This is a genomic window from Nocardiopsis sp. NPDC057823 (assembly GCF_042797335.1).
Taxonomy (GTDB): domain Bacteria; phylum Actinomycetota; class Actinomycetes; order Streptosporangiales; family Streptosporangiaceae; genus Nocardiopsis; species Nocardiopsis changdeensis.
Map to the genome: position 1 here is coordinate 142,660 of NZ_JBHVLR010000013.1, position 11,621 is coordinate 154,280.

Below are 11,621 nucleotides of genomic sequence, written 5' to 3' on the forward strand. Positions count from 1 at the left end.
CCGGTTTTCCGCGGGCGGCGGCATGTCATCCGGTGATGGGGCCACCCCGCCGCGGGTGCGTCGGAGCCGACTCGCCAGGATGGACCCCCATGAAGACTCTGCTCCGGTTCGCCGGTTCCGTCACCCCCCTGCCCGCCGTCACCGCCGGGCTGGTCGCCGTGCTGGTCGGGGTGACGAGTTCCGCGGCCATCGTGTTCACCGCCGCGGAGGCCGCCGGGGCCGACTCCGGTCAGGTCGCGTCGTGGATGCTCGCCCTGGGCGTGGGCATGGCCGTCACCTGCGTGGGCCTGTCCCTGCGCTACCGGGCGCCCGTGGTCACCGCCTGGTCCACGCCCGGCGCCGCACTGCTGGCGGTGGGCCTGGACGGTGTGACGCTGGCGCAGGCGGTCGGCGCGTTCGTGTTCTCGGCCGCGCTGATCACGCTGAGCGGGGTGACCGGCTGGTTCGAGAAGGTCATGGACCGCATCCCCGTGCCGTTGGCCGCCGGGCTGCTGGCCGGGGTGCTGCTGCAGTTCGGGATCGGCCTGTTCACGAGCATGGAGGGCGACCTCGCCGTGGTGGCCGCGATGTTCGCGGTGTACCTGGCGGCCCGCCGCTGGGCGCCGCGGTACGCGGTGCCCGCCGCGCTGGTCGCCGGGGGCGCCGTGGCGGCTCTGGGCGGAACGCTGGACCTGTCGGGGGTGGTCCCCCGGCTCGCGGTCCCGGTGCTGGTCGTCCCCGAGTTCTCCTGGCAGGTGCTGGTGAGCGTGGGGGTGCCGCTGTTCGTGGTGACGATGGCGTCGCAGAACCTGCCCGGGGTGGCGGTGCTGCGCAACGACGGCTACCGGGTGCCGGTCTCGCCGCTGATCGGGTGGACCGGGGCGACCAACCTGGTGCTGGCGCCGTTCGGCTGCTTCGGCATGAACCTGGCGGCGATCACCGCCGCGATCTGCACGGGCCCCCAGGCCCACCCCGACCGGGAGCGGCGGTTCCTCGCCGGGGTGTGGGCGGGCGTCTTCTACCTGGTCGTCGGCGTGTTCGGGGCGACCGTCGCGGCGCTGCTGGTGGCGCTGCCCCCGGCGCTGATCGCGGCCATCGCCGGGCTCGGCCTGCTCGGAACGATCGGGGGGTCGCTGTCGTCGGCGCTGTCGGACGAGCGGTCGCGGGAGGCCGCGCTGGTGACGTTCCTGGCGACGGCGTCGGGGGTCACGTTCCTGGGCATCGGCTCGGCGTTCTGGGGGCTGGTCGCCGGAACGGTGACCTGGGCGGTCACCGCGCGGCGGGGCGCGCGGACCGACGAGGAGGCGGAGGCCGCGTGAAAGGCGGTTGCGCGCCCCGGCACGCGACCGGTAGAAATTACGCGCCCCGGTACGAACGGTGAACCGGGGTCCGAGAACGAGAGGAGGCCGGGCCATGTCCACCGTGCACATCGCGCTCGTGGCCTCCCGGGGGAACCGATAGGGCTCACGCGGCCCGCCCCCGGGCGGTCGGGCGCACACACGAAGGTGTCGCCTTGACTGTTGCAGTATCCGACCTGACCGTCCGTCCGATCACCGGACCCGAAGAACTGTCTCTGTTCAACCGGTTCCCGTACCTGTTGAACGACGAATTCGCCGAGGACCTGGCCGACGGCCGCCGCCGCGCCGAATGGATGTGGCTGGCCCTGGCCGGCGACCGCCCGGTGGCCCGGCTGTCCTTCTGGGCGGCGAAGCAGGGCGACGAGCCGCTGCTGACCGACGTCCTCGACGTCGACGACGAGGCCGCCGACCTGGACCGGGAGGCCGTCCTCGAACACCTGCTGCGCACGGCGGTGGCCGCCACCGTCCCTCCGGGGACGGTGCCGCCCGAGTTCCTGCGGTTCGTGTCCGCCGACTGGCGCTCCGACCCGCACGAGCGGCGGGCCGTGGCCGAGCGGATGGCCGCCGTGGAGAAGACCGGCGGCTCCCTGCTCGTGGAGCGGCTCCGCTTCCAGTGGGACCTGCGGGGCTCCGCGCCGCGCCCCGGCGACCGGCTGCGTTTCCGGGGCATCCGGGACGAGCAGGAGATGCGGGAGCTGATGGAGCGGGCGCTGCAGGGCAGCCTGGACGCCCACCACCGGCACGAGCTGCTGACCATGACCCCCGAGGAGGTCGTCTCGGCCGAGTTCGCCCAGGAGTTCGGGCGCTACTCCACGCCGCGGTCCTGGTGGCGGATCGCCACCGGGCCCGACGGGGAACCGGTCGGGTTCGTGCTGCCCGCCCGCAACGCCAAGCACCCGATCATCGGGTACATCGCGGTGCTGCCCGAGCACCGGGGCAACGGGTACATCGACGACCTGCTGGCCGAGGGCACCCGGGTGCTGGTCGAGGAGGGCGGCGAGACGTACGCGCGGGCCGCCACGGACCTGGGGAACACCCCCATGGCCGCGGCCTTCGCCCGGGCGGGGTACGCCACCATCAGCGGGGTCGTCGACATGGTGTGGGACGCGCCCCTGTAGGCGCGGCCGCCGGGGCCTCCGGTCGGCCGGCATCGGCCGACCGGTCGCCCCTCACCAGGGGACACCGCCGCGGACGCCGTGCCGTGGTCTTCGCTCACACCGTGGCGAAGACCCGTCCGGCCTCGGCGACGGCCGCCACCAGGTCCTGGGGGTCGGCGGTCATCCCGGCGATGACCAGGTCGATCTCCTCCAACCCGGACCTGGCCAGCAGGGCCTTGTCGTTGGTCGTCCACTCGCCGCGCCCGGCCAGCACCGCGTGCGCCGTCTGGGCGGCCGCCTGCGCGATGAGGCCCGCGGTCTGGCTCACCCGCCCCTGCGGGGCGTGGTTGTGCTCGGCGTACCCGAGGGTGGCCGCGGCGACCCCGCGCCAGCGGGGCGGCGCGTTCCGGCGCAGGGCCTGCGGGTAGTCCGGCCGGGGCAGTTCGCCCAGGAGGGTCCGGCCCAGGGCGAGCTCGGCGACCACCAGGTAGGTGGGAATGCCCGCCAGGTGGAACAGCAGGGGCTCCACGTCGAAGTCGCCGGCCTGCGCCCGCTCGACCTCCCGCTCCACCACGTCCAGGTCCCGGTAGTGCACGTCCACCGGGCGGCCGTCGATGCGCAGCCACGCGCCGCCGTTGAACACACCCCCTCCCCAGCCGCCGACCTCCGATACCTCACCGGGCCAGCCGAGGTCCCGCAGCTCCCGCGGATCGAACCCCCCGCGGTAGTAGACCGCCAGGTCCCAGTCGCTGTCGTCCCGGTGCGTCCCCTGCGCACGCGACCCGCCCAGGGCCACCGCCCGCACCCCGGTCAGCCCGCCCAGCCGCGCCGCCGTGTCCTTGAGGAAGATGTCGTCAGAACGTCCCATCCCGCCATGCTCCCACCCTCCCGGAGCCCGGGCTCCGGGAGGGTGACACGGCCTTCACCCCGGATGCGGGAGGCGGTGGCGGTTCAGCGCACCGACGGCTGTGCGGATGGTCGGTCGCCGTGACCCCCGAGGTCGCCGGTCGGCTGCTCGCGCTCCGGGCCGTAGGTCCGCCACCGCAGGAACCGCTCGGCCGGCCCCCGCACCCCGGCGCGCCGCATCAGGTCCGCCAGGACCACGGTCGTCGCCCAGACGGCGACGCCCACCAGGACCGAGGCGGTGGCGGACATCTCGGCGCCCAGGTTCAGCGTGTACGGCATGAACAGCGTCATCCAGGCCACCGACTGCAGCAGGTAGCAGGTCATCGACCGCTGCCCGGTGGCGACCAGGGCGCGGACCACCGGCCCCTGCCGCTCGCCGAACCGCACCGCCACCAGGGCGATGAGCGCCGCGTAGCCGAACCCGCCCGCGTATCCCGTGAGCACGTGCAGCCACGCCCCCAGGCCCTCCACCGCCGTCGACGGCGGCGCCCACAGGCCGGCGGACACCAGCGCCTGGGGAAGCCCGCCCAGAACGGCGAGCGGGATGCCGATCCCGGCGGTCCGGCGCAGCAGCGCCAGGTGCTCCTGCGGCCGCTCCATGACCCGGCGCCTGGCGGCCCACACCCCGATCGCGAACGGGAACACCGAGGTCAACAGCAGCAGCGGGGTCATCACCGGCCAGGTCATCAGCCGCATCCCCACGTCCGCCAGGTAGTCCTGGCCGAACGCGCCGGCGTCGGCGGAGGTGGCCTCGGGCAGGGTGGTGCCCAGCGCGTAGATCAGGGAGCCGCCCGCCATCCAGCCGAACGCGTGGGAGAGCAGCCTCCGGTCGGTGACGTGCAGCAGGCCCGCGAAGCACAGCGCGATGAGGCCGTAGACGGCGATGATGTCGCCGAAGAAGAGCAGCGCGGTGTGCAGCACCCCGATGAGCAGCATCCAGCGGCCGCGTCTGCGCACCAGGGAGCGCACGCGTGGCCAGGGCCGGCCTTCGGCCGTCCGCCGCAGGTGGATCCAGGCCAGCCCGTATCCGAACAGGGCGGCGAACATCGGGTAGCCGCGCGCCTCGGCGAACAGCATCAGCGCCATCGTCGTCACGGTGTCGGCCACTCCCGCGGAGTGGTCCCCGGCGGTCATCTGCCACAGGATGTGGGCGTGCACGACGGCGATGATCAGCAGCATCACGCCGCGGGCGAGGTCGGGGGCCACGGCCCGTCCCGTCAGCGGGACGCCGTAGGTACGAGGAGGGGGCATAGGGATCACTCCGGGAAGGTCGGACGCTAAGATACGGGTACGTAGCCAGTACGCGCTTTTAAGATACGGCATCGTTTCTTAGTTGGGAAGCCCTGTGGACAACCGGAACGAGGATTCGGCCGCGCCATCGGACGGGGAGTCCTCCCCGCGGCGTACACGCAGGCGCGGCGAACAGCTCGTCGGCGCCATCCACGAGGCCGCGATCCTGGAGGCGGCGGACAACGGCGTGGGCGGGCTGTCCATGGAGGGGATCGCCCGCCGGGCGGGCACCGCCAAGACCTCCCTGTACCGGCGCTGGTCCCTGCCCACGGACATCCTGCTGGACGCGATGTACAGCCACTTCCCGCAGGAGCGGCCCGCCCCGGGCGCCGACGACCTGCGCGGGGACCTCATCGACTCGCTGGCGATGCTGACCGAGCTGAGCTCGTCCCCCCTGGGGCAGGCGATGTTCGCGGTGATCGCCGAGTCCCTGCGCGACCCGGTGCTGCACGAGCGGTTCGACCACGAGGTGTTCGGCCCCCGGGGCGGGCGGTTCACCCGCACCGTCCTGATGCACTACGCCGAGCAGGGCCGGATCGACCCGGCCCGGGTCACCGACGTGACCACCGACATCGGGGAGGCGATGGTCCTCAAGTACTCGATCGACCACGGCCGGGCGCCCGACCGCGACCACCTCGCCCGGGTCGTCGACGAGGTGATCCTGCCCGCCGTCGGCGCGGACCCCCGCCCGGGCCGCACACCCTAGCCGCACCGCCCGGCGAAAGCGGAGAACCGGCGGAATCGCCACCGGCCGCCCGGCCGGGGCACCCGAGCAACGTCACCCCCGTCGGGAACCGCGCCGCGCGGAGCGGCTCCCGCGGACGGCGGCCACAGCGGACACCGCTGCACGGACCCGGCGGTCGAGGAGAACCGGCGGGAATGCCACAGGCCGCTCGGCCGGGTCGGACGTGGAGTCAACGGCGGCCCGCCACAACGCGGCATCGGCCACCCGGCCGGGCCGCCCCCACCGGGGCCGCACCGGGCGGAGCGGACACCCGCGGACCGCATTCGCGGTAAGACGCCGCGAGGCGGGGCCGGCGGGCGGGAAAACCGGTGGGGCGGCGCCGGGCGCCCGGCTAGGCTGCCGGGCATGTCACTGCCGCCGGGTGTCGCCGCCGACCGGGTCGAGGAGATCGACGTGGGCCTGTCCGGGGCCCGGGTCGCCCGTTTGTACGTCGCGGGGCGGCCGACGGCGGTGTTCAAGTCGGCGGACGCGGGCCGCCGTGACCTGGTGGCCGAGCTGGTCGGCACCGAGCGGCGGCTGCGCCTGCTGGCCGGCACGCGGCTGCCGGTCCCCCGGCTGCTGGACTCCGGGCGGTGGCGGGGCTCGTACTGGCTGACCATGGAGCACCTCCCCGGCCGGGGCGCCCACGAGCCGGGGCACGACCGCGCGGAGCTGATCGCCCTGCTGGCCCGGGCTCTGCGCGACCTGCACGCCGTCCCGGTGGCGGGGCTACCGCTCCCGATGGGCCCGGACGTGTTGCTGGAGCAGGCGCGCGAGCGGGTGGCGTCGGGCGCCGTGGACCGCGGCTGGCGGGCACAGGGCCACACCCCGCGGGTCCCCGGGAGCGGCGGGCGGCGCACGTCGGGGGCGGCGGCGGTGCTGACCGGGCTGGCCGACCGCCTGGAGCGGATCCCGGTGTCCGGGCCGGTCCTGCTGCACGGCGACTACTGCCTGCCCAACGTCCTGGTGGACGGGGAGGGCGGGTGGTCCCTCATCGACCTGGGCCGGGTGGGCGTGGGCGACCGCCACCTGGACCTGGCGGACATGACGGGCAGCATGCTGAGCGACCTCAACCCGTCGTTCGGGCCGCGCGACGCGGAGGCCTTCCTGGACGCCTACGGCCGCGACCTGGTCGACCCGGGGCTGCTGGAGCTGTACCGGGTCCTGGACGACTTCTTCTGGCCGGAGTGAGCCGGCGGCGTCCCGCCCGTACGGCTAGGGCCCGTCCGTTCCGGCCTCCTTCTTCTCCTCCCCGGGCTCCCCGCCGCGCGGCGGGCGCCTGCGGAAGGCGCTCTCCGGCTCCCGGCGCAGGCTGCGCACCAGGCCGACCATCATGAAGAACGTGAGGACGAAGAACGGCAGCCCGAAGACGATGATCGTCTGCTGCAGGGCCTCCAGCCCGCCCACCCCGCTCGCGGTGAGCACGGTGGCGGCCACCACCCCCTCCGTGATACCCCAGAACACCCGCTGGCGGACGGGCGACCCGGGCCCGCCCGCGCACAGCATGTCGACCACGAGCGAGGCGGAGTCCGAGGAGGTGGTGAAGAAGACGACCACGATGAGGATGCTCACCGCGGAGACGAGGGTCGGCAGGGGGTAGTGGGCGAGGAAGGCGAACAGCGCGCCGGGGATGTCCTCCTCCACCACGACGTTGCGGACCAGCTCCCCGCCCTGGTTCATCTCGATGTCGAACGCGGACAGGCCGAAGACTCCGAACCAGATGATGCTGAAGGCGGTGGGCACGGCCAGGACCCCCAGGACGAACTCCCGGATGGTCCGGCCCCGGGAGATGCGGGCGACGAAGATCCCCACGAACGGCGACCAGGTGATCGTCCACGCCCAGTAGAAGACCGTCCACGTCCCCTGCCACCCCGTGTCGCCGAAGGTGTCGTTCCAGAAGGAGAGCGGGACCAGCCACGACAGGTACACGCCGGTGGTCTCGATGACCCCCTTGACGAGGTACAGGCTGGCCCCGGCGAGGAAGACGAAGACGAGCAGCCCCACGGCCATCACGATGTTCGCGGTGGACAGCCACTTGATGCCGACGTCCAGGCCGGTGGCCACGGAGATCACCGCGAGGGTCGTCACGGAGGCGATCAGGACGAGCTGGACGGCCCTGTTCTCCGGGACCCCGAAGAGCGTGTGCAGCCCGCTGTTGATCTGCATGGTGCCCAGGCCGATGGTGACGGCGACCCCGAAGAGCGTGCCCAGGACGGCGAAGGCGTCGATGAAGCGTCCGAGGGGCCCGAAGGTGCGCCTTCCCAGGAACGGGTACAGGATCGAGCTCACCCGGAACGGCAGCCCCTTGCGGTACGCGAAGTAGGCGAAGGCGAGCCCCGGAAGGCAGAAGATCGTCCAGGTGTGCAGGCCGAAGTGGTAGAGGGTGAACCCCATGGCCTCGCTCGCCGCCTGCACCGACTCCGGTTCCACGTCGCGCAGCGGCGGCGCGGCGAAGTGGCTGATGGGCTCCGCCACTCCCCAGAACATGAGGATGCTGCCGATACCGGCGGCGAAGAGCATGCAGAACCAGACGGGGTCGCTGTAGTCGGGCCGGCTGTCGTCGCCGCCGAGCCGGACGCGGCCGTACCTGCTCAGGGCGATCCAGACGAGGAAGCCCAGGAAGGTGGTCACCCCCAGGATGTAGAACCATCCCAGGTGGGTGAGGATCCAGTCGGACACGGCGCCGAAGGCCGCGTCCACCGTGTCGGTGAAGGCGATGGCGCACACCACGAATAGGACCGTCGCCGCGACCGCGCCGAAGAAGATGACCGGATCGGTCCTGAGACCGAGGGCTTTCGCCGCCCTGTCGAGCATATACGCCTCCCCGTGATGGTTTCCTCACGGAGAGTCTTGCCGCTCCGGCCCTCCGATGCGGGCCGGGACACGGCCGCGGACGGTTCCGGGGTCGTTCCCGGGGACCGCCCGCGGTCGGCGCGGGGCCGTCAGGCGCCGTCGAGCGAGCGCAGCAGCCCGCAGACCTGCTCGGGGTTCTCGTACAGGGACAGGTGGCCGGCGCCCTCGATGGTGTGGACCTCGGCGTCCAGGAAGCGCCGGGCGGGCCCGTGCAGGCGCGCCGGCGAGAAGAAGGGGTCGTGCGACCCGGTGGCGACCGCGACGGGCGTGTCGGACCAGGCGCGGATCTGCTCCGCGTACAGCGGGCTGGGCGTGGACCCGGTGCGGCAGCTGCGCGCGAGCAGGGTGAGCCACTCGGCCTCCTCGCGGTGCTCCTCGCAGGGCGTCTGCGGCCCGCTGAGGAACTCGACGAGGCGGCCGCTGTTCTGCTCGGTGGGGCGGAGCATCCACGGCAGGGTGGCCCGCATCGACTCGGAGGTCATCCCGGGTGCGGTCAGCCCGGCCGGGTTGAGCAGCAGCAGCCCGGCGACCAGCGGCGACGGAGTGGAGGCCAGCGCGATGGCGGCGCCCCGGGAGTGGCCGAGCACGAGGACCGGCCGGTCGGTGATCTGCGGCAGGAGCTCGTCGAACCAGGCCCCGTACGCCTCGATCCCCGGTTTGCCGACGCGCTCGCCGCAGCTGAGGCCGGGCTGCCCGGGCAGGTCCACCAGGTACACGGGGCGGTCCGCGGACAGGGCGCGGGCCGCGGGCACCGTGGTGGCGGCGTTGAAGTTGGTGCCGGACAGGATCAGGACCGGGGTCCCGGGGCCGCCGGTGGACCGGAACGCCTGGGTGCTGCCCATGCGGGTGTCCACGGGGGGCAGGGGGCCGAGTTCGGGCCAGCGGCTGAGGGCTTTGTGGCACCAGGCGTGTACCGAACGCTCGGCGCTCTCGGAGCGGTAGACACGCGCGGTGCGCGAAGGAACGACGGTCATGGATCTGGGATTTCGCGTAGGGAGAGTGCTGTTCGCCGGTCTGCTGCCCGGCGCGCCAAGAGAGGACTGTACGCCTCCCGTCGGCCCCGTGCCACCTCGGGGGCGGGAGCCGCCGCGGGAAGGCGTTCCGCGATCTTCTCCGATGCGCGGAATGTGTCCGTTCCCGAGCGCTTTCGACCCGTTCCTCCCCGAAGAACGGGCGGTGGCGGGGAGGGCGCGGCCCGGGGGTGACCGGCACCGGCCACCGCCGCGGGGAACGCCGGAGGGCGCCCCCGCCCGCCGGGAGCGCCCTCCGCACGCCGGGGTCAGACGGCGTTGAACCCGTCCGGGTCCGGCCCGATGCGGCCGTCGCGGTCCAGGGCGCCGATCCTGTCCAGGTCGTCGCCCTCCAGTGCGAAATCGAACACGTCGAAGTTCTCCGCGATGCGGGACGGGGTCACCGACTTGGGGATCACGATGTTGCCGGTCTGCAGGTGCCAGCGCAGCACGACCTGGGCGGCGGTCTTGCCGTGCTTCGCCCCGATCTCCGCCAGCACGGGCTCCTCCAGCAGGCCCTTGCCCTGGCCGAGCGGGCTCCAGGCCTCGGTGAGGATGCCGTGGGAGGCGTTGAGCCCGCGCATGGCCTCCTGCGAGAAGTACGGGTGCAGCTCGATCTGGTTGACCGCGGGCACCAGGTCGGTGTTCTCCAGCAGGCGGGCCAGGGTCTTCTCGGTGAAGTTGGACACGCCGACCGCCTTGGCGCGGCCCTCGGCGGCGATGCGCTCCAGCACCTTCCAGGTGTCGACGTAGGCGTCCTGGGCCGGGACCGGCCAGTGGATCAGGTACAGGTCGACGTAGTCCAGCCCCAGCCGCTCCAGGCTGGCGTCGAACGCCTTGAGGGCCTTGTCCGCGCCCTGGTCGTCGTTCCACAGCTTGGTGGTGACGAACAGCTCCTCGCGGGGCAGCCCGGAGGCGGCCAGGGCCCGGCCGGTGCCCGCTTCGTTGTCGTAGATGCGGGCGGTGTCGATGCTGCGGTAGCCGACTTCCAGGGCGGTCTCGACGGAGGCCTGGGCCTGGTCGTCGGGGACCTGCCAGACACCGAAGCCGAGCTGCGGCATGCGGAGGCCGTTGTTGAGGGTGACGTACTGCATGGGTCCCTTTCCGGGGTCACGAGGATGAGGAAGGTGTGGCGCGGGGGGCGGGAGCAGAGTAGGGCGTGTTCGGTGGACGCTTTCGTGCGGCCCGGCGCTTGCGCCGGGTGCCGGGAGCGGTCGTCGGGCGATCCCTCACAAGCCGCCTGGCGAGGTGGGCCCGGGTAGGCCGTCCGAGCACGGGCGGCGCGGCGAGAGGCGGCCCGGCGGCCGCGCCCCGGAATGATCCCCCGAACACGCCCTAAGGGGCCAGCCGGACCAGCATCTTGCCGGTGTTGGCGCCGCGCATCATGTCCAGGAAGGCGGTGACGGCGTTCTCGATGCCGTCCACCACGGTCTCCTCCGCGCGAAGGTCGCCGTCGGCCAGCCACCCGGCGGCGCGGCGGGCGTACTCGCCCATGAGGCGGGCGTGGTCGCCGACGATGAAGCCGCGCAGGGTGAGCCGCTTGCCCACGGCGAGGAACAGGTTGTCCGGCCCGGGCACCGGCTCGGTGGCGTTGTACTGGGAGATCGCCCCGCACAGGGCGAAGCGGGCGTGGTCGCGCGCGGCGGCGATGGCCGCCCGCAGGTGGTCGCCGCCGACGTTGTCGAAGTAGACGTCGATCCCGTCGGGGGCGGCCTCGGCGAGCTGCTCCTCCAGCCGGCCCTCGCGGTAGTCGATGGCGGCGTCGTAGCCGAACTCCTCGACCAGGCGGCGCTTCTTCTCCGGGCCCCCGGCCGAGCCGATGACCTTGGCGGCGCCCAGGCGGCGGGCGATCTGCCCGGCGAGGGAGCCGACCGCCCCGGCGGCGCCGGAGACGAACACCACGTCCCCCTCGCGGACGGGGGCGATCTCGGTGAGGCCGACGTAGGCGGTGAAGCCGATCATGCCCAGCGCGTTGAGGTAGGCCTGGGCGGGCGCGGCCCCTGCGTCCACGGCCCGGACCGCCCCGGCGGGCGCCAGCGCGTGGTCGCGCCAGCCCAGCGAGTGCAGCACGGTGGTGCCGACCGGGACCGAGTCGTCCCCGGAGGCGATGACCGTGCCGACCGCGCCGCCCTCCATGGCCTCGCCGAGGCGGTAGGGGGCGACGTAGGACTTGGTGTCGTTCATCCGGCCGCGCATGTACGGGTCGACGGAGATCCACTCGTTGCGGATCAGGACCTGCCCGGGGCCGGGGTCGGGCAGGGTGGTCTCGACGAGCGCGAAGTCGCCGGGGACGGGCTCCCCGACCGGGCGGGCGACCAGGTGGACTTCCCTGCTGGTGACGGACACGGTGGCACCTCTCGAACGGACTGCCGCGGGAACGGGTACGGGCCCCGCGCGATGGGCG

10 protein-coding genes are annotated in these 11,621 nt (G+C 73.4%); 4 read left to right on the forward strand and 6 right to left on the reverse strand.

Features of this window, described 5'->3' with window-relative positions; genetic code table 11:
- Nucleotides 1–89 precede the first annotated feature (89 nt).
- Together ACFVNO_RS20995 and ACFVNO_RS21000 are read left to right on the forward strand one after the other, a co-directional pair.
- The gene (locus tag ACFVNO_RS20995) at nt 90–1,298 is read left to right on the forward strand and encodes a benzoate/H(+) symporter BenE family transporter (protein ID WP_378894951.1); all 1,209 of its coding nucleotides are present in this window, start codon (nt 90–92) and stop codon (nt 1,296–1,298) included.
- A 194-nt stretch (nt 1,299–1,492) separates the two neighbouring features.
- Entirely contained in the window at nt 1,493–2,455 is a 963-nt protein-coding gene (locus ACFVNO_RS21000) for a GNAT family N-acetyltransferase (protein ID WP_378894954.1), read from the forward strand.
- Between the two features lie 94 nt (nt 2,456–2,549).
- On the opposite strand, the gene ACFVNO_RS21005 is transcribed toward ACFVNO_RS21000, so the two are convergent.
- Complete coding sequence (locus ACFVNO_RS21005; RefSeq protein WP_378894957.1) at nt 2,550–3,302, reverse strand: nucleotidyltransferase domain-containing protein; 753 nt, start codon at nt 3,300–3,302, stop codon at nt 2,550–2,552.
- An 83-nt stretch (nt 3,303–3,385) separates the two neighbouring features.
- Nucleotides 3,386–4,591, reverse strand: coding sequence for a DUF418 domain-containing protein (locus ACFVNO_RS21010; RefSeq protein ID WP_355262149.1), 1,206 nt, complete (start codon nt 4,589–4,591; stop codon nt 3,386–3,388).
- 94 nt (nt 4,592–4,685) lie between these two features.
- On the opposite strand from ACFVNO_RS21010, the gene ACFVNO_RS21015 reads away from it, so the two are divergent.
- Nucleotides 4,686–5,336 carry a TetR/AcrR family transcriptional regulator gene (locus ACFVNO_RS21015; RefSeq protein ID WP_355262152.1) on the forward strand — a complete coding sequence of 217 codons (651 nt, stop codon included), beginning with the start codon at nt 4,686–4,688 and terminating at the stop codon, nt 5,334–5,336.
- A 384-nt stretch (nt 5,337–5,720) separates the two neighbouring features.
- On the forward strand, nt 5,721–6,545 hold the full coding sequence (locus ACFVNO_RS21020; protein ID WP_378894961.1) for an aminoglycoside 3'-phosphotransferase: 825 nt from the start codon (nt 5,721–5,723) through the stop codon (nt 6,543–6,545).
- Between the two features lie 24 nt (nt 6,546–6,569).
- Here ACFVNO_RS21020 and ACFVNO_RS21025 read toward each other — a convergent pair whose 3' ends face one another.
- The 4 genes from ACFVNO_RS21025 to ACFVNO_RS21040 form a co-directional block, all read right to left on the reverse strand.
- Nucleotides 6,570–8,168, reverse strand: a complete 1,599-nt coding sequence (locus ACFVNO_RS21025) for a BCCT family transporter (RefSeq protein WP_355262158.1) — start codon at nt 8,166–8,168, stop codon at nt 6,570–6,572.
- A gap of 128 nt (nt 8,169–8,296) precedes the next feature.
- Nucleotides 8,297–9,181 carry an alpha/beta hydrolase gene (locus ACFVNO_RS21030; RefSeq protein WP_355262161.1) on the reverse strand — a complete coding sequence of 295 codons (885 nt, stop codon included), beginning with the start codon at nt 9,179–9,181 and terminating at the stop codon, nt 8,297–8,299.
- Nucleotides 9,182–9,486: 305 nt separating this feature from the next.
- A complete protein-coding gene (locus tag ACFVNO_RS21035; protein WP_378894965.1) occupies nt 9,487–10,311 on the reverse strand; it encodes an aldo/keto reductase in 825 nt (274 codons plus the stop codon).
- Nucleotides 10,312–10,552: 241 nt separating this feature from the next.
- The gene (locus ACFVNO_RS21040) at nt 10,553–11,563 is read right to left on the reverse strand and encodes an NADP-dependent oxidoreductase (protein WP_355262167.1); all 1,011 of its coding nucleotides are present in this window, start codon (nt 11,561–11,563) and stop codon (nt 10,553–10,555) included.
- Between the last annotated feature and the right edge of the window lie 58 nt (nt 11,564–11,621).

Excerpts from the sequence above, each read along its gene's own strand:
- ACFVNO_RS21025 (WP_355262158.1), bottom strand. The coding sequence starts at position 8,168 with ATGCTCGACAGGGCGGCGAAAGCCCTCGGTCTCAGGACCGATCCGGTC.
- ACFVNO_RS21010 (WP_355262149.1), bottom strand. The coding sequence starts at position 4,591 with ATGCCCCCTCCTCGTACCTACGGCGTCCCGCTGACGGGACGGGCCGTG.
- ACFVNO_RS21005 (WP_378894957.1), bottom strand. The coding sequence starts at position 3,302 with ATGGGACGTTCTGACGACATCTTCCTCAAGGACACGGCGGCGCGGCTG.
- ACFVNO_RS20995 (WP_378894951.1), top strand. The coding sequence starts at position 90 with ATGAAGACTCTGCTCCGGTTCGCCGGTTCCGTCACCCCCCTGCCCGCC.
- ACFVNO_RS21020 (WP_378894961.1), top strand. The coding sequence starts at position 5,721 with ATGTCACTGCCGCCGGGTGTCGCCGCCGACCGGGTCGAGGAGATCGAC.
- ACFVNO_RS21030 (WP_355262161.1), bottom strand. The coding sequence starts at position 9,181 with ATGACCGTCGTTCCTTCGCGCACCGCGCGTGTCTACCGCTCCGAGAGC.
- ACFVNO_RS21035 (WP_378894965.1), bottom strand. The coding sequence starts at position 10,311 with ATGCAGTACGTCACCCTCAACAACGGCCTCCGCATGCCGCAGCTCGGC.